Source organism: Pseudomonas shirazensis, assembly GCF_050496565.1.
GTDB classification, from domain to species: Bacteria; Pseudomonadota; Gammaproteobacteria; order Pseudomonadales; family Pseudomonadaceae; genus Aquipseudomonas; species Aquipseudomonas shirazensis_A.
This window is the reverse complement of sequence record NZ_JBNWAE010000001.1, coordinates 567,039-583,611: the sequence shown is the minus strand read 5'-3', so window position 1 is coordinate 583,611 and position 16,573 is coordinate 567,039. Positions and strand designations below refer to the sequence as shown.

Genomic DNA, 16,573 nt, shown 5'->3' with positions numbered 1-16,573 from the left:
ATCCCCTAATTGTGGATTGCACGCGCGTCATGTTGCACATGTTGTAGCAGACATGACCAGCAGCATAATGTTTCGAGCTTTTGCCTGAACGGTCATTCAGCAACCGCTCAGGCATCCGCGTTGGCTCAGATGGCCTCGAGCTTGGCGTAACCGAGCATCAGCCATTTGCTGCCCTCGGCGAAATTCACCTGCACCCGTGCCTGGGCGCCAGAGCCCTCGAAGTTGAGGATCACGCCTTCACCAAATACCGAATGCTGCACGCGCTGGCCAAGGTTGAACGAGGTCTGCGGGATGTTGGCATTGGCGAAGATGCTGCTGGCCGGCGCCTGCGAGCCGCCGAACGGGCGGCTGACCGAGTTCGACAGGCGCACTTCCTGCACCAGACCAGCCGGGATTTCGCGGACGAAGCGCGAGACCTTGTTGTAGGTCTCGCTGCCATATAGACGACGCGTCTCGGCGTAGGTCATGAACAGCTGGCGCATGGCCCGGGTGATGCCGACATACGCCAGGCGCCGCTCTTCGGCCAGGCGACCGGGTTCTTCCAGGCTCATCTTGTGCGGGAACAGGCCTTCTTCCAGGCCGACCAGGAACACGTAGGGGAATTCCAGGCCCTTGGCGCTGTGCAGGGTCATCAATTGCACGCTGTCTTCGTGTTCATCCGCCTGCGACTCACCGGCTTCCAGCGAGGCGTGGCCGAGGAAGGCCGACAGCGGCGACAGGTCGGCGTCTTCGTCGCTGCTTTCGAAGTTGCGCGCAGCGCTGACCAGTTCCTCAAGGTTTTCTACCCGTGCCTGGCCCTTTTCACCCTTTTCTTCCTGGTGATAGATGATCAGCCCGGACTGCTCGATGACGGTCTGGGTCATGACGTGCAGTGGCATTTCGACGGCTTTTGCCGCCAGCCCTTCGATCAACTCGATAAAGGCACCCAGCGCGCTCGCGGCGCGGCCTTTGAGGCCTTTGGCGGCGATCAGCTGGCACATCGCTTCCCACATCGACAGCTGCGCGTGGCGAGCGTGGTCGCGGATCGCTTCGACGGTTTTTTCGCCTATGCCACGCGGGGGCACGTTGATCACCCGCTCCAGCGCAGCGTCGTTGCCACGGCCTTCGAGCAGGCGTAGGTAGGCCATGGCGTTCTTGATTTCGGCACGTTCGAAGAAGCGTTGGCCGCCGTAGATCCGGTAAGGGATGCGTTCGCGCAGCAGGGCCTCTTCAAGCACCCGCGACTGGGCGTTGGAGCGATAGAGGATGGCGATGTCGCTGCGCGCATGGCCCTGCTTGATCACGCTCTCGATCGACTCGACTACATAACGTGCCTCGTCGTGCTCGTTGTAGGCGGCGTACAAGGTCAGTGGCTCGCCTTCACCGACATCGGTCCACAGCTCTTTGCCGAGACGGTCGGTGTTGTTGGCGATCAGGGCGTTGGCGGCCTTGAGGATGCCACCCGTGGAGCGGTAATTCTGCTCCAGGCGGATCATCTCGGCGTCGGGGAAGTCTTCGGTGTACTGATGGATGTTTTCGATCTTGGCACCGCGCCAGCCGTAGATCGACTGGTCGTCGTCGCCCACCGCCATCAGGCTGTCGCCGCCCTTGGCCAGCAGGCGCAACCAGGCGTACTGCACGGCGTTGGTGTCCTGGAACTCATCCACCAACAGGTGGCGGAAGCGCCGCTGGTAGTGCTCAAGCAGGCCCGGGTTGTCGCGCCACAGGTCCAGCGCACGCAACAGCAGTTCGGAGAAGTCAATCACGCCGGCGCGTTCGCAAGCTTGCTCGTAAGCTTCGTAGACGCTGCGCATGGTCGCCAGGAACAGGTCGCCGCCCGCTTGAATGTGCTGCGGGCGCAGGCCTTCATCTTTCTGCCCGTTGATGAACCACTGAGCCTGGCGCACCGGCCAGCGCTGTTCATCCAGGCCCAGCTCGCGCATCACCCGTTTGACCAGGCGCTGCTGGTCATCGCTGTCGAGAATCTGGAAGTTCTGCGCCAGCTTGGCTTCCTGCCAGTGTGCCCGCAACAGGCGGTGAGCCAGGCCGTGGAAGGTGCCCACCCACATGCCGGCGGGGCTGATCCCCATCAGCTGCTCGATCCGCTGGCGCATTTCGGCGGCAGCCTTGTTGGTGAAGGTCACCGACAGGATCGAGTGCGGCGAGGCCTGTTCGACCTGGATCAACCAGGCGATACGGTGCACCAGCACGCGGGTTTTACCGGAACCGGCGCCAGCAAGCACCAGTTGACGCCCGACCTTGGCCGCTACGGCCTGGCGTTGGGCATCGTTGAGGGAATTCAGCAGGAGGGAGAGGTCGTCTGTGCGCATCCGGCCATTCTAGGTTGCTGTGGGGGGAGGGGGCAAATCTCTACTGTATAAATATTCACCTCGAGCGCCCGCCGTTCATCGATTCTGTGATGTCGTTACGCCGGTAACAGCACTGGATGACACAGAGCAGTTTGGCCTGGGCGTTCGCTTGTGTAAGATCCGGGCAACTTTTTGTCGCCAGCCAATAACAAGAAAATGACATGACTCAGGATTGCACGGCGGTCGGCGTATTGCCGCAGGTGTCGAGGAATGTGCGCAGGCAATTTGCCACTCAGCTGTCCATCGAGCGCACCCGGCTGCTGTATCAAGGCTCGCTCCTGCCCACTTTATTGATGCTGTTCAACGGCCTGCTTTGCGCGTGGCTGTTGTGGAGCCCTGGTCGCTATCTGCTGCTGGGCGCCTGGCTGATCTGGTTGCTGGCGATTGCCGGGCTGCGGCTGGTGCAGGTGACCGCGTTCGACGCCGCACCGACCCAGCGGCAGGCCAGCCTGAGCTGGCGGCGGATGTTTCTGCTGGGCTCGGCGTTCAGTGGCCTGACCCTGGCCTGCGCAGCGATTGCCCTGGTGCCGGTGGCCAACTTCATCCAGCAGGCCTGGGTCTTTGGCTTGCTCGGGGTGGCGGCGTTGTCTGCCAGCGTCGCCTATGCCGTCAGCCTGCCGGCGTTTCTCAGTTTCGCCTTGCCCTGCCTGCTGCCGCCGATTGCCTTCCTGTTCTACTTCGACGCCGGCCAGCAACGCGGCTGGGGTTGGTTGGGGCTGATTCTGCTGGGGGCGCTGATGGTGGTGGCCTGGCAGGTCCATCGCTTGGTCGATCGCAGCTTGTTACGGCGCTTTCAGAATCAGGCGCTGAATGAAGACCTGCAGCGCATTTACGCGCAAAAGGCGCTTGAAGAGCAGCAACGCCTGGCGTCGTCGGTATTTGAAGCCTGCAACGACGGTATCGTCGTGCTCACGGCCGACTTCACCTTGCTTGCCGTCAACCAGGCTTACTGCCAGATGACCGGCTACTCCATTGCCGAGCTGCTCGCCCGCCAGTTGCTCGAGCTGCCCTGCAGCAGCGACGCTCGGCGTTATCAGCAGTCCATGGAGCATGCCCTGGCCCAGCACGGCCAGTGGCAGGGCGAGCTGGTCGAAGCCCGGCGCAATGGCGAGTTGTATCCGCAATGGCTGCAACTCACAGCCGTGCGTGGAGCGTCTGGCAGGCTCAGCAACATTGTCGGCTTTTTCACCGATCTGTCGGCGCGGCGTGCGTCTGAAGAGCGGCTGCGCTACCTCGCTCACTATGATGAGCTGACTGGCCTGGCCAACCGCGCGCTGTTCCGCTTGCGCGTGCATGAGGCCGGCCAGCGCGCGCGGCTGAACGGGCGCAGCCTGGCCTTGCTGCACATCGACCTTGATCGCTTCAAATTGCTCAATGAAAGCCTTGGCCACGAGCTGGCCGATCAGTTGTTGAAAAAGATCGCTCAGCGGATCGCCAATGCCGTGCCCGAAGCCGACACCGTCGCGCGCCTGTCGGGCGATGAGTTTGCCGTGCTGTTCGATGGCTACAGCAACTTGTCCAGCCTGGTCCGAGTGACCACGCGCTTGCTCGACAAGCTGCGCGTGCCGCTGCGCCAGGATGATCATGAGGTGGTGGTCAGCGCCTCGGTGGGCATCAGCCTGTTGTCTGATGCTGCGTTCGACGGCAATACCCTGATCAGCCAGGCGGACATGGCCAAGCGTCACGCCAAGCACCTGGGTGGTGACAACTTCCAGTTCTACACCGAGAGCCTGCGCGCCAGCACGCTGGAGCGTTTGCAGCTGGAGATTCAGCTGCGCAAGGCAATCGATGAAGGGCAGCTGTGCGTCTACTACCAACCCAAACTGTGCCTGCGCAGCGGCAAGCTGCATGCGGCCGAGGCCTTGGTGCGTTGGCAGCATCCGCAACTGGGGATGGTCCCGCCCAGCGAGTTCATTGGCCTTGCCGAAGAAACCGGGTTGATCGCGCCGATGGGCGAGTTCGTTCTGCGTCAGGCCTGCCGGCAGGCGTGCCAGTGGCTGCGTGAGGGCGTGCAGGTTCGCGTCTCGGTCAACCTGTCGGTCTATCAGCTGCGCCAGGGCAAGCTGGTCAGCCTGGTGCGTCAGGTACTGGAAGAAACCGGGCTCGCGCCTGAACAGCTGGAACTCGAGCTGACCGAGAGCCAGCTGCTGGACAGCGTCGAGCACATCATCGCCATCTTCGAGCAGCTGCACGCGCTGGGAGTCAAACTGGCGATCGATGACTTCGGCACAGGCTATTCATCGCTGAGTTATCTGAAGCGCTTGCCGGTGGACTACGTGAAGATCGATCAGACCTTCATCAGCGGGTTGCGCGAGGGCAGTCAGGACGCTGCGATCACCCGCGCGATCATTGTCATGGCCAATAGCCTTGGCTTGAAAGTTGTGGCCGAGGGTGTCGAGACCCAGGAGCAACTTGACGTGCTCAAAGCCCAGGGTTGCGATGAGGCGCAAGGCTATCTGATCAGCAAACCGGTGGATGCGGCAGCCTTTATAGGGTTGCTGAGCAGGGACTAGCTGTACCAGTGCCTGCCGTGGCGGCTGAGCAAGCTGTTGGCCAGCTCTGGCCCATTACTGCCGGCATGGTAGGGCCGCGGCGCCTGGAAGTGCTCTTCCCAGCCCTGCAGGATCGGGTCGATCCAGGCCCACGCGGCTTCGACCTCGTCGCGGCGCATGAACAGCGTCGAGTCGCCGTCGAGCACATCCAGCAACAAGCGCTCGTAGGCCTCCCAGCGGCGGGTCTGGCCGAACGCCTGGGCCAGGTTGAGGTTCAGCTCGACCGGCTCCAGACGCATGCCTTTGCCCGGGGTCTTGGTCATCATGCGCAGGCTGATGCGCTCATCGGGCTGGAGCTGGATCAACAACTGATTAACCTGACCGCCGCTGAACAGCTCGTGCGGCACCGGCTTGAACTGGATGACGATCTGCGACGAGCGCCGCGCCATGCGTTTGCCGGTGCGTAGATAGAACGGCACACCGGCCCAGCGCCAGTTATCGATCTGCGTCTGAACGGCGACAAAGGTCTCGGTATCGCTGTCGTTGTCGACGTCTTTCTCGAAGTAGTAGGCCGGCACTTCCTGCCCGCCGATACGCCCTGCGCTGTACTGGCCGCGCACGGTCTTGTCCTGCACGTCCTGGCCGCTGATGGGCTTGAGCGCGCGCAGAATCTTCACCTTCTCGTCGCGTACGGCCTCGGCCTCGAACTGCGCCGGCGGCTCCATGGCGACCAGGCAGAGCAGCTGCAGCAGGTGGTTCTGCAGCATGTCGCGGGTAGCCCCGGCTCGGTCGTAGTAGCCGCCGCGGCTCTCGACACCGAGGGTTTCGCACACGCTGATCTGCACATGATCGACCTGGCCGTTACGCCACACCGGCTCCAGCAGGGCATTGGCAAAACGCAGCGCCATCAGGTTCTGCACGGTCTCTTTGCCCAGATAGTGATCGATGCGAAACACCTGCGATTCGGCGAACACTTCACCGATGGCCTGGTTGATCGCAGTGGCCGACTGCAGTGAATGACCGATGGGTTTTTCCAGGACGATGCGCGCTTCGTGATCGGCCAGGCCGGCGATGCGCAGGTGCGTGGCGATCGGCACGAACAGGTGCGGCGCGGTGGCCAGATAGAACACTCGGGTCAGCCCGCCAGGCTCGCCCAGGTAGCGTGCCAGGCGGCCGAAGTCGGCGCTTTGCGAGGCGTCCATGGCGAAGTAGTCGAGCCGCGCGCAGAAGCGCCGCCACACCTCTTCATCGAAGTCGTTGCGGGCGATCTGCACCCTGCAGTGGCGTTCGGCGAGCTTGAGGAAGTCGTCGCGGTGCAGGTTGCGCCGCGCCAGCGCGATGATCCGTACGGCATTGTGCAGGCGCGCCTCGCGGTACAGGTGATAGAGCGCCGGCAGCAGTTTGTGCAGGGCCAGATCACCGGTGCCGCCAAAGACCAGAATGTCGCAAGGAATCGTCAAGCCACCACTCTCCACGTTCGTTTAACTGGGCGCTTTGCCGGTCATGTAGTATAACTACAAGAAAGCTACATCCCCGGCCAGTCGATCATAACCGAGTCCAGCCCGTGAATCTGTTGCACCATATCGCCCAATCGCGCCACTTGCTGCGTAAATCGGAACTGAAAGTAGCCGACCATGTGCTGCTGGACCCCGCTGCCGTCATGCACAGCTCGATGGCCGACCTTGCCCACAACGTCGGTATCAGCGAGCCGACCATCGTGAGGTTTTGCCGGGCGATTGGCTGTTCAGGGTTTCAGGATCTGAAGCTGAAACTGGCGCAGAGCCTGGCTGCTGGCGCAAGCTTTGGCCAGTTCGCGATCCACGAAGACGACTCGGTTGCCGACTACAGCCTGAAGATCTTCGACACCACCCTGCATACCCTGATGGAGGTGCGCGAGCAGCTCGATCCGGAGGCCTTGCAGCGTGCTGTAGCGGCCATGGCCCAGGCCCAGCGGGTCGAGTTCTACGGCTTTGGTGCATCTGGCGCGGTCGCAGCCGACGCCCAGCACAAGTTCTTCCGCCTGCTGCTCAGCGCGGCGGCGTATTCCGACCCGCACATGCAGGCGATGTCGGCGGTAACCCTCAAGCCCGGTGACGTGGCGGTGTGCATCTCGCAGTCGGGGCGCTCCAAGGACTTGCTGATCACGGCCAATCTGGTCCGTGAGAGCGGCGCCAACCTGATCACCCTGTGCCCAAGCCAGACACCGCTGGCCGAGTTATCCACAGTCAATCTGGCCATCGACGTGCACGAAGACACCGAGATCTACACCCCGCTGACCTCGCGTATTGCCCACCTGGTGGTGATCGACGTGCTGGCCATGGGCGTGGCCATGGCGCGCGGGCCGAGCCTGGTCAACCACCTCAAGAGCGTCAAGCGCAGCTTGCGCAGCCTGCGCCTGTCGCCCAAGTCGATCAAGGCCATGGACGACTGACCATAAAAGTTAATCGGGCTGTCACCTCACGGTAAACCAGCCCGGTCAGTCTGAAGCTCCCCGTAATCGCTCAGGGAGACAGGCATGACTCGTGACTTCGATGGCTCGTTTCAACCCAACGCCAAAGCGCGCAAACAACAGCAGAAAGATCAGCGCCGGATGGAATTTCGCCGGGCGATCGAAAGCTACTCCGAGCAACGGCAACTGCTGCGCGAAATCGCTGATTATTCCGAATTGAGGGATATCACGGTGTGGCAGGTACTGCCGGGGGCGTCGCCGAAAAACGCTCCACAAGCCCACTGATCAACGCACGTTCGCTGCGGATGAACGCCAGAAACGCCAGGGCCACCGGCGACTGGCGCTTGGCTTTGGCCTGCACTACACACCAGCTGCGGTACAGCGGCAGCTCTTCCACTGGCAGCTCCTTGAGCCTGCCGGTGGCGAGTTCCAGGCGCAGCGCGTGGCGGGTCAGCAGGGCAATGCCGAGGCCGGCACTGACACACTCGCGCTGCGCTTCTGCCGAGGCCACCTCGAGGGTCTGGGTGAAGTGCACGCGCTTGTCCTTGAAGTATTCTTCACAGGCCTTACGCGTGCCCGAGCCCTGTTCGCGGATCAGCAGGGTATGCGGCTCGAGGTCTTGCAGGCGCAGCGTGTCGAGCTTGCACAAAGGGTGATCCGGCGGCGCCACGGCAACAATCGGGTTGTTCAGAAACGGCAGAAACTCTAGGCCCATGTCCTGCGGCACCATCGACATGATGATCAAGTCGTCGCGGTTATCCGACAGGCGCCGGATCACCTGCGCCCGGTTGACCACGGTGAGGGTCAGGTTGACCTCGGGGTGACGCTCCTTGAAGGCCGCGAACAAGTGCGGCACGAAGTACTTGGCACTGGATTCGACGGCCAGCTTCAGCTGCCCTTGCAGCGAGCCCTGCATGTCCGACAGTTGCATGTCGAGGTTCTCCAGGCGACCGAAGATGTCGCGGCTGGCGCGCTGCAACGCCTCGGCGGCTTCGGTCAGGTACAGCTTCTTGCCGACATACTCGAACAGTGGCTGGCCAACCAGTTCTTCCAGCTGGCGGATCTGTAGACTTACGGCGGGTTGCGTCAACGACATCTCTTCGGCAGCGCGGCTGTAAGAGCGCAAATCGCACACCTCATTGAAGATCTGCAGCTGACGCAATGTCATACGCATCAATGACTTACGCATTTATTCCACCGTTTGGCAAAACCTTGTTACCGAACTATAAGCTTTTGCTAATGCTGCCCCTAACAAATATTGATTTTTGTTTATCGTTCGCTGGCGCTAGGGTGAATGTGCGACTGGCCAGCAGCGTCTGGCCACGCCGAGCGGTAGAACCGGCTCGTATGTTCCAACGGCTTTGGGAAGAATCCAGTGATAAAAAAAATCCTGATCGCCAACCGGGGTGAGATTGCAGTTCGGATCGTGCGTGCCTGCGCTGAAATGGGCATTCGTTCGGTGGCGATCTATTCCGACGCCGACCGCCATGCCTTGCACGTCAAGCGCGCAGATGAGGCCCACAGCATCGGTGCCGAGCCACTGGCTGGCTACCTGAACCCGCGCAAGCTGGTCAACCTGGCGGTCGAGACCGGCTGTGATGCCTTGCATCCTGGCTACGGTTTCCTCTCGGAGAACGCTGAGCTGGCGGAGATCTGCGCCGAGCGTGGGATCAAGTTCATCGGCCCGTCGGCGGATGTCATTCGGCGCATGGGCGACAAGACCGAAGCGCGCCGGACCATGATCCAGGCCGGTGTCCCGGTTACCCCCGGCACCGAGGGTAACGTGGCGGATATCCACGAGGCGCTCAACGAAGGTGAGCGCATTGGCTATCCTGTGATGCTCAAGGCAACCTCCGGTGGTGGCGGTCGTGGTATCCGCCGCTGCAACAGCCGCGAAGAGCTCGAGCAGGCATTTCCCCGGGTAATCTCCGAAGCCACCAAGGCCTTTGGCTCGGCTGAAGTGTTCCTGGAAAAGTGCATCGTCAACCCCAAGCACATCGAGGCGCAGATCCTCGGCGACAGCTTTGGCAATGTGGTGCACCTGTTCGAGCGTGACTGCTCGATCCAGCGCCGCAACCAGAAGCTCATCGAAATCGCCCCCAGCCCGCAGCTGACCCCGGAGCAACGCGCCTACATCGGCGATCTGGCGGTGCGCGCGGCCAAGGCGGTCGACTACGAGAACGCCGGTACCGTGGAGTTTCTGCTCGCCGATGGCGAGGTGTACTTCATGGAGATGAACACCCGGGTCCAGGTCGAACACACCATCACCGAAGAAATCACCGGTATCGATGTGGTCCGCGAGCAGATCCGCATCGCCTCTGGCCTGCCGCTGTCGGTCAAGCAGGAAGACATCCAGCACCGCGGCTACGCGTTGCAGTTCCGCATCAACGCCGAAGACCCGAAAAACAACTTCCTGCCAAGCTTTGGCAAGATCACCCGTTACTACGCCCCGGGCGGCCCGGGCGTGCGTACCGATACGGCGATCTACACCGGCTACACCATCCCGCCGTACTACGACTCGATGTGCCTGAAGCTGGTGGTCTGGGCACTGACCTGGGAAGAAGCCATGGACCGCGGCCTGCGCGCCCTGGACGACATGCGCCTGCAGGGGGTCAAGACCACCGCCGCGTACTACCAGGAAATCCTGCGTAACCCGGAATTCCGTAGTGGCCAGTTCAATACCAGCTTCGTTGAAAGCCACCCTGAACTGACCAACTACTCGATCAAGCGCAAACCCGAAGAGCTGGCCCTGGCCATCGCCGCCGCCATCGCCGCCCACGCAGGCCTGTGAGGAATACAACAATGTCCAAGAAAATCCACGTAACCGACACAATCCTGCGCGACGCCCACCAGTCCCTGCTGGCCACACGCATGCGTACCGAAGACATGCTGCCGATCTGCGAAAAGCTCGACAAGGTCGGCTACTGGTCGCTGGAAGTGTGGGGCGGCGCAACCTTCGACGCCTGCGTGCGCTTCCTCAAGGAAGACCCGTGGGAGCGCCTGCGCCAGCTGCGTGCGGCCTTGCCCAACACGCGTCTGCAAATGCTCCTGCGCGGGCAGAACCTGCTCGGCTATCGCCATTACAGCGATGACGTGGTCAAGGCCTTCGTGGCCAAGGCCGCGGTCAACGGCATCGACGTGTTCCGTATCTTCGACGCCATGAACGACGTGCGTAACCTGCGTGTGGCAATCGAAGCGGTCAAGGCTGCCGGCAAGCACGCCCAGGGCACCATTGCCTACACCGTCAGCCCGGTGCACACCATCGACGCCTTCGTGGCCCAGGCCAAGCAGATGGAAGCCATGGGTTGCGACTCGGTCGCGATCAAGGACATGGCCGGCCTGCTGACGCCGTTCGCCACTGGCGAGCTGGTCAAGGCGCTCAAGGCCGAGCAGTCGCTGCCGGTATTCATCCACTCCCATGACACCGCTGGCCTGGCCGCGATGTGCCAGCTCAAGGCTGTGGAAAACGGCGCCGACCATATCGACACGGCGATCTCCAGCTTCGCCTGGGGCACCAGCCATCCGGGTACCGAGTCGATGGTCGCTGCGCTCAAGGGCAGCGAGTTCGACACTGGCCTGGACCTGCAACTGCTGCAGGAAATCGGCTTGTACTTCTATGCCGTGCGCAAGAAGTACCACCAGTTCGAGAGTGAATTCACCGCGGTCGACACCCGTGTGCAGGTCAACCAGGTCCCTGGCGGGATGATTTCCAACCTGGCCAACCAGCTCAAGGAGCAGGGCGCCCTCAACCGCATGAACGAAGTGCTGGCAGAGATCCCGCGGGTTCGTGAAGACCTCGGCTTCCCACCGCTGGTGACCCCGACCTCGCAGATCGTCGGTACTCAGGCGTTCTTCAACGTGCTCGCCGGCGAGCGCTACAAGACCATCACCAACGAGGTCAAACTGTACCTGCAGGGCGGCTACGGCAAGGCTCCGGGCGTGGTCAACGAACAGCTGCGCCGTCAGGCCATCGGTAGCGAAGAAGTCATCGACGTACGCCCGGCCGACCTGCTCAAGCCCGAGATGACCAAGCTGCGTGCCGACATCGGTGCCCTGGCGCAGAGCGAAGAAGACGTACTGACCTTTGCCATGTTCCCGGACATCGGGCGCAAGTTCCTTGAAGAGCGCGCGGCCGGCACCCTGACCCCTGAAGTGCTCCTGCCGATCCCTGAGGCTGGCGCAGTGGCTGCTCCTGGCGGCGAAGGCGTGCCGACCGAGTTCGTCATCGACGTGCACGGCGAGACCTACCGTGTGGACATCACCGGTGTCGGCGTCAAGGCCGAGGGCAAGCGTCACTTCTACCTGTCGATCGACGGCATGCCGGAGGAAGTGGTGTTCGAGCCGCTCAACGACTTCGTTGGCGGTGGCGGCAGCAAGCGCAAGCAGGCCAGCGGGCCGGGCCATGTCAGCACCAGCATGCCGGGCAACATCGTCGATGTGCTGGTCAAGGAAGGTGATGTGGTCAAGGCCGGCCAGGCGGTGCTGATCACCGAGGCGATGAAGATGGAGACCGAAGTGCAGGCGCCTATTGCTGGCAAGGTCGTGGCCATTCATGTGGCCAAGGGCGACCGGGTGACTCCGGGCGAGATTCTGATTGAGATCGAGGGCTGAGTAACGGCCTCATCTACACGCGGTTAACCTCATTGGGGAGCGAATAGCTCCCCTTTTTTTGTGTGTGGCTTGGGATTGCCGGGGGCGCTTTGCGCCCCTTTCGCGATACAAGGCCGCTCCTACACAGGCACCGCGTACCCCTGTAGGAGCGGCCTTGTGTCGCGAAAGGGCTGCGGAGCAGCCCCGGCAATCTCAGCGCTGATACCCCTTGCCGAAATACCGCTCCAGCCGCGCCTGCACCAGCTCCAGCATGATCGACAACACCCAATAGATCACCGCCGCCGTCGTCAGCATCTCCAGGTACCGGTAGCTGGAACGCCCATACGACTGCGCAAGAAACATCACTTCCCAAACCCCCATCACCGAAATCAGCGACGAGTCCTTGAGCATCGAGATGAACTGGTTGGCGCTCGGCGGGATGATCGTGCGCATCGCCTGCGGCAAGGTGATATGCCAGAAGATCGCTGCCGGACGCATACCCAAAGCGAGTGCCGCCTGGCGCTGGCCGAGCGCTACGCCGATGATGCCGGCGCGGAAGATCTCGCTCAGGTAAGCACCATAGTTCAGCGACAGGGCGATGATCCCCGCAGCAATCGCCCCCGGCACCAGCCCCAACTGCGGCAGGCCGAGGTAGATCAGCAGAATCTGGATCAGCAACGGCGTGCCGCGGAAGAACGACGTGTAGAAGCTGGCCACGCCAAACAGCACCGCACTCGGAGACAGCCGTGCCAGCGCTGCAGCAAAGCCCAACAGCACCGATACCAGCATCGAGCACAGGCACAGGAACAACGTCAGCGCCGCGCCCTGCAGGAAGCCGTTAGGCCCCAGCTTGAAGCCTGCCAGATTCGGAAACTTGTCGACGATGATCGCGAAATTCAGATCAAAGCTGAGAAAGAAGCCGACAAACAGCAGCAGCAACACCAGCCACGTCAGGTACAGCCGGGTGCGAAAGCCGAACACGCGCAGGGCGGTATTGCCTACAGGCTTTGGAGCAGGTTGATGAGCACTCATTTACTGATGTCAGCGCCGATCCATTTCTGTGACAGCTTGGCCAGCGTGCCATCGGCTTTCAGCTCGGCAAACACCTGACGCACCTTGGCATCCCACTCCGGGTCGCCTTTTTCGATGGCCACCGAGTTGGGCTCTTCATACAGCGGCGCGCCGGCCAGCTTGAAGCGCTTGTCCTGATTCAGACGCGGTTGCGCAGTTACCAGGTTGGTGAGGATCGCATCCAGGCGTACGCCGGCACCCAGGCCAAGGTCCTGGAAAGCGACGTTGTCGGTGTCGTACGGGGCAATCTGGACGAACTCGAACGGGTACTCGAGTTTCTGCTCTTCGGCGCCCTCGATCACCAGGTTCTTGTTCAGGTAGCTCTCGTAACTGGAGGCGCTGGTCAGGCCGACCTTGCGGCCATCGAGGTCCTTGGCTGAGTGAATGCGATCGTCCTTGGCATTGACCACGATCACCGCCGGCGAGGCGTAGTATTCAACCGGGAAGTCGAACACCTGGGCGCGGGCCTTGCTCGGCGTCATCGAGCAGATGCACAGGTCATAGCGACCGCTCCAGCGGCCCGCAGCGATCACGTCCCAGGACGGCGTTTCCAGGCGCAGTTTGACGCCAAGCTTCTGCGCGACCGCTTTGGCCACGTCGACGTCGAAGCCGTCGAGCTGGTTCTGATCATTCAAGAAGGAGAACGGCGGATAGCTCTCCATCAATACGTTGACGACTTCCTTGCGCGATTCGACGCGGTCCAAGGTGGCACCGGCAAAGGCAGAAGTAGCGCTGAAGGCCAGCAGGCCTGCGCAAAGCAAGGAAGGTAAACGCATAAGGACACCTGCAAAAAGGTTGTTAAAAAAACGCTGATGGATATTTAATAGTTATAAGTTTTACATCACTAGTGAATATTATTCATATCAATATAAGCGGAAGTTATATGGCCGAGCGAGCGTTGGAAATTCTTGATGGCGGTATGGGTCGGGAGCTGCAGCGCCGCGGCGCGCCGTTCCGCCAGCCAGAGTGGTCTGCCCTGGCCTTGAGCGAGGCGCCAGAGGCAGTCATCGCTGTGCACACTGCCTACATCGAGGCGGGTGCCGGGGTGATCACCAGCAACAGCTATGCGGTGGTGCCGTTCCACATTGGTGAAGAGCGCTTCGCCAATGAAGGCTTTGCCTTGGCCGCTACCGCTGGTCAGCTGGCGCGCACGGCTGCCGATGCCAGCGAGCGTGCGGTGAAGGTGGCGGGTTCGTTGCCGCCGCTGTTCGGCTCGTATCGCCCGGACTTGTACGAGCCGGAGCGCGTCAGCGAAGTGCTGTTGCCGCTGGTGGTCGGCCTCGCGCCGTATGTCGACCTGTGGCTGGCGGAAACGCAGAGCGCGATCATCGAAGTGCAGTCGATTGCCCGGCAGCTGCCGGCCGACGGCAAGCCGCTGTGGGTGTCGTTCACGCTGCAGGACGAGGATGTCGGTGACGTGCCGACCCTGCGTTCCGGTGAGAGCGTGACCCAGGCCGCCGAAGCGGTCGCGGAGCTGGGCGTGGGCGCGCTGCTGTTCAACTGCAGCCAGCCAGAAGTGATCGGCGCCGCCATCGACGCCGCCCGTGCGGTGTTCGAGCGCCTCGGCGCTGATATCGCCATCGGTGCCTACGCCAACGCCTTCCCGCCGCAGCCCAAGGATGCCACCGCCAACGACGGCCTCGACGAGCTGCGCGACGACCTCGACCCGCCGGGCTACCTGAGCTGGGCGCAGGACTGGCGTCAGCGCGGTGCAAGCCTGCTCGGCGGTTGCTGCGGCATCGGTCCGGAGCATATCGCCGAGCTGAAAAATAACCTGAGCTGATTCAGCTCGGGTTGCGACAGGCTTCCAGCGTCTGCGCTTGACCTTCTGGGCGCTGGTTGTCGGCGCTCAGCCAACGCTCGAAGCCCGCCGCAACAGTGGGCCATTCGTCATCGGTGATCGAGTACCAGGCCGTGTCGCGGTTCTGGCCCTTGATCACCATGTGCTGGCGGAATACCCCCTCAAAGACAAAGCCGAAACGCTCCGCCGCGCGCTTGGAGCGGGCATTGGCGTTGTTGCATTTCCATTCCAGGCGGCGGTTGCCCAGGGCAAAACCCAGCTTGCCGAGCAGGTACACCGCCTCGCTGCCTTTGGGCGTGCGCTGCATCGCGCCCCCAAAGGCGATGTGGCCGATCTCGATACGGCCGTGGTCTGGCACGATCGACATCAGGCTGAGAATGCCCTGTACCTGGCCGCTGGCGCGGTCGATGACACTGTAGAACAGCGGGTCGCGGCAGGCCGCGTTGGCGTCGAGCCAGCGATCAAAGCTGGCGCGCTCGCTGAACGGGCCGTAAGGCAGGTAATCCCACAGCGTCGGATCTGCCTCGGGGCCCTGCAGCACCTCCCACAGATCATCGCCGTGGCGCGCCGGGTCGAGCTTTTCCAGGCGGATGAAGCGGCCCTCGATCGGCTCGGCTTGCGGAGCTGTCGCGGGCTTCCAGTTACTTGGCTGACTCATCTACGGCTCCTGTCTTACAGCGTTTGCCGGAATTGGATAAAGCCTGGGCGTTCGGCCACCTGTTCGTACAGCTTGATGGCGGTGGCATTGGTTTCGTGGGTCATCCAGTAGACCTTGCAGCAGCCGATGGCCTTGGCGGTAGTGTGCACATGCTCGATCAGCTGGCGGCCGATACCCAGGCCGCGCTGGCTGCCGTCGACGTAGAGGTCCTGCAGGTAGCAGGCGTCGCTGACGCTCCAGTTGGTACGATGATAGATCCAGTTGACCATGCCCACCGCCTTGCCATCGACCCAGGCCAGCGCCGAGTGGGTAGGCTGCTGCGGATCGAGCTGGCGCTGCCAGGTTACCGCACTGACTTCGTCGGCCAGCTCGGTTTCATAAAAGCGCAGATAGGCCTGCCACAGTGGCAGCCAGGCAGCGTGGTCGTCGGCGGTGACGGCGCGGATAGTTACGACTGACATGGGCGAGTCCTTCACAGTGGCCGCATCTGCGCGGCGAGTTGGTTGTCTTGCGGGTCGCTGCTGCTGGCCAGGCCGTCGCGCACGCCTGCGACATCTTCGGCGGAGCGGTTCTGGCTGAGCTTGCGTGCGCCCTGCAGGCGTGTGATCGGCAAGCGAAAACCGACGATGGCGCGCAGCATGCCTTCGATGTAGTCGCTTGGCGCATCGCTGACCTGCCAGGGCGTGTCACGGCTCTGTTCGTGGCGGTCGGTCAGGCGGCTGACGATGTCGAGCAGGGCGGCGCCATCCTCGATCACTTCGGCGCTGCCGTAGGCATGCACGGCCAGGTAGTTCCAGGTCGGCACGACCTTGTGCGTGGCGGCTTTGCTTGGATAGAAGCTCGGGCTGACATAAGCATCGGCACCGGCAAACACCAGCAGTGCCTCGCTGCCTTGTTGCAACTCCTGCCACTGGCGGTTGGCCCGGGCCAGGTGGCCATAGACCGTGCCGTACTCGCCTTGGCCGGTGTCGATCAGTACCGGGATATGGCTGGCCAGCAAACCCTGTTCGCCGTGGGTGATGAGTACCGCCAGGCGGGTTTCCAGCATCTGTTGGTGCAGGCGCTGCAGATCATGCTCTTGATGGGGTTTGCTGTTGTACATGGCAGGATCCTTGTGCAATGGCTCTATCCTAGGCAGGCTATTGGCTCAGGTTAAGAGCCATT

At 62.2% G+C, this 16,573-nt stretch carries 14 protein-coding genes; 6 read left to right on the top strand and 8 right to left on the bottom strand.

Annotated features, from left to right (window positions below):
- Positions 1-125: 125 nt before the first annotated feature.
- Positions 126-2,309: a DNA helicase II gene (uvrD, locus tag ACQZ2L_RS02595; RefSeq protein ID WP_103435517.1), complete on the bottom strand. Its 2,184-nt coding sequence runs from the start codon at positions 2,307-2,309 to the stop codon at positions 126-128.
- A gap of 200 nt (positions 2,310-2,509) precedes the next feature.
- Between uvrD and ACQZ2L_RS02590 the strand changes: the two genes are divergently transcribed.
- Positions 2,510-4,861 (top strand): putative bifunctional diguanylate cyclase/phosphodiesterase, encoded by a 2,352-nt coding sequence (locus ACQZ2L_RS02590; protein ID WP_430324602.1) that lies wholly within the window; start codon positions 2,510-2,512, stop codon positions 4,859-4,861.
- Here the strand turns inward: ACQZ2L_RS02590 and zwf are convergent.
- Entirely contained in the window at positions 4,858-6,300 is a 1,443-nt protein-coding gene (zwf, locus tag ACQZ2L_RS02585; protein WP_430324601.1) for a glucose-6-phosphate dehydrogenase, read from the bottom strand. The genes ACQZ2L_RS02590 and zwf overlap by 4 nt on opposite strands.
- Positions 6,301-6,404: 104 nt before the next feature.
- Between zwf and hexR the strand changes: the two genes are divergently transcribed.
- Entirely contained in the window at positions 6,405-7,271 is an 867-nt protein-coding gene (hexR, locus tag ACQZ2L_RS02580; protein ID WP_101322824.1) for a transcriptional regulator HexR, read from the top strand.
- An 84-nt stretch (positions 7,272-7,355) separates the two neighbouring features.
- On the top strand, positions 7,356-7,574 hold the full coding sequence (locus tag ACQZ2L_RS02575; protein ID WP_101322825.1) for a PA3496 family putative envelope integrity protein: 219 nt from the start codon (positions 7,356-7,358) through the stop codon (positions 7,572-7,574).
- Here the strand turns inward: ACQZ2L_RS02575 and ACQZ2L_RS02570 are convergent.
- Positions 7,516-8,463: a LysR family transcriptional regulator gene (locus ACQZ2L_RS02570; protein ID WP_181003831.1), complete on the bottom strand. Its 948-nt coding sequence runs from the start codon at positions 8,461-8,463 to the stop codon at positions 7,516-7,518. The genes ACQZ2L_RS02575 and ACQZ2L_RS02570 overlap by 59 nt on opposite strands.
- A 201-nt stretch (positions 8,464-8,664) precedes the next feature.
- On the opposite strand from ACQZ2L_RS02570, the gene ACQZ2L_RS02565 reads away from it, so the two are divergent.
- Together ACQZ2L_RS02565 and oadA are read left to right on the top strand one after the other, a co-directional pair.
- On the top strand, positions 8,665-10,080 hold the full coding sequence (locus ACQZ2L_RS02565) for an acetyl-CoA carboxylase biotin carboxylase subunit (RefSeq protein ID WP_101322827.1): 1,416 nt from the start codon (positions 8,665-8,667) through the stop codon (positions 10,078-10,080).
- 11 nt (positions 10,081-10,091) lie between these two features.
- Positions 10,092-11,900, top strand: coding sequence for a sodium-extruding oxaloacetate decarboxylase subunit alpha (oadA, locus tag ACQZ2L_RS02560; RefSeq protein WP_101322828.1), 1,809 nt, complete (start codon positions 10,092-10,094; stop codon positions 11,898-11,900).
- A gap of 192 nt (positions 11,901-12,092) precedes the next feature.
- On the opposite strand, the gene ACQZ2L_RS02555 is transcribed toward oadA, so the two are convergent.
- The gene (locus tag ACQZ2L_RS02555) at positions 12,093-12,911 is read right to left on the bottom strand and encodes an amino acid ABC transporter permease (RefSeq protein ID WP_430324600.1); all 819 of its coding nucleotides are present in this window, start codon (positions 12,909-12,911) and stop codon (positions 12,093-12,095) included.
- The gene (locus ACQZ2L_RS02550; RefSeq protein WP_430324599.1) at positions 12,908-13,726 is read right to left on the bottom strand and encodes an ABC transporter substrate-binding protein; all 819 of its coding nucleotides are present in this window, start codon (positions 13,724-13,726) and stop codon (positions 12,908-12,910) included. Before ACQZ2L_RS02550 ends, ACQZ2L_RS02555 begins: the two co-directional genes overlap by 4 nt.
- A 107-nt stretch (positions 13,727-13,833) precedes the next feature.
- Here ACQZ2L_RS02550 and ACQZ2L_RS02545 point away from each other — a divergent pair, with 107 nt between their 5' ends.
- Positions 13,834-14,733 carry a homocysteine S-methyltransferase family protein gene (locus tag ACQZ2L_RS02545; RefSeq protein WP_430324598.1) on the top strand — a complete coding sequence of 300 codons (900 nt, stop codon included), beginning with the start codon at positions 13,834-13,836 and terminating at the stop codon, positions 14,731-14,733.
- Position 14,734: 1 nt separating this feature from the next.
- On the opposite strand, the gene ACQZ2L_RS02540 is transcribed toward ACQZ2L_RS02545, so the two are convergent.
- From ACQZ2L_RS02540 to ACQZ2L_RS02530, 3 genes are read right to left on the bottom strand one after another with little or no spacing between them, the layout of a single operon-like run.
- Positions 14,735-15,409 carry a GNAT family N-acetyltransferase gene (locus ACQZ2L_RS02540; RefSeq protein ID WP_430324597.1) on the bottom strand — a complete coding sequence of 225 codons (675 nt, stop codon included), beginning with the start codon at positions 15,407-15,409 and terminating at the stop codon, positions 14,735-14,737.
- 14 nt (positions 15,410-15,423) lie between these two features.
- A complete protein-coding gene (locus ACQZ2L_RS02535; protein WP_430324596.1) occupies positions 15,424-15,870 on the bottom strand; it encodes an N-acetyltransferase family protein in 447 nt (148 codons plus the stop codon).
- Between the two features lie 11 nt (positions 15,871-15,881).
- Positions 15,882-16,511 carry an FMN-binding negative transcriptional regulator gene (locus ACQZ2L_RS02530; RefSeq protein ID WP_430324595.1) on the bottom strand — a complete coding sequence of 210 codons (630 nt, stop codon included), beginning with the start codon at positions 16,509-16,511 and terminating at the stop codon, positions 15,882-15,884.
- Between the last annotated feature and the right edge of the window lie 62 nt (positions 16,512-16,573).

Coding starts and splice junctions, on each gene's coding strand:
- ACQZ2L_RS02545 (WP_430324598.1), top strand. CDS start 13,834: ATGGCCGAGCGAGCGTTGGAAATTCTTGATGGCGGTATGGGTCGGGAG.
- oadA (WP_101322828.1), top strand. CDS start 10,092: ATGTCCAAGAAAATCCACGTAACCGACACAATCCTGCGCGACGCCCAC.
- ACQZ2L_RS02530 (WP_430324595.1), bottom strand. CDS start 16,511: ATGTACAACAGCAAACCCCATCAAGAGCATGATCTGCAGCGCCTGCAC.
- ACQZ2L_RS02575 (WP_101322825.1), top strand. CDS start 7,356: ATGACTCGTGACTTCGATGGCTCGTTTCAACCCAACGCCAAAGCGCGC.
- ACQZ2L_RS02550 (WP_430324599.1), bottom strand. CDS start 13,726: ATGCGTTTACCTTCCTTGCTTTGCGCAGGCCTGCTGGCCTTCAGCGCT.
- ACQZ2L_RS02540 (WP_430324597.1), bottom strand. CDS start 15,409: ATGAGTCAGCCAAGTAACTGGAAGCCCGCGACAGCTCCGCAAGCCGAG.
- ACQZ2L_RS02570 (WP_181003831.1), bottom strand. CDS start 8,463: ATGCGTATGACATTGCGTCAGCTGCAGATCTTCAATGAGGTGTGCGAT.
- ACQZ2L_RS02535 (WP_430324596.1), bottom strand. CDS start 15,870: ATGTCAGTCGTAACTATCCGCGCCGTCACCGCCGACGACCACGCTGCC.
- ACQZ2L_RS02590 (WP_430324602.1), top strand. CDS start 2,510: ATGACTCAGGATTGCACGGCGGTCGGCGTATTGCCGCAGGTGTCGAGG.
- uvrD (WP_103435517.1), bottom strand. CDS start 2,309: ATGCGCACAGACGACCTCTCCCTCCTGCTGAATTCCCTCAACGATGCC.
- ACQZ2L_RS02555 (WP_430324600.1), bottom strand. CDS start 12,911: ATGAGTGCTCATCAACCTGCTCCAAAGCCTGTAGGCAATACCGCCCTG.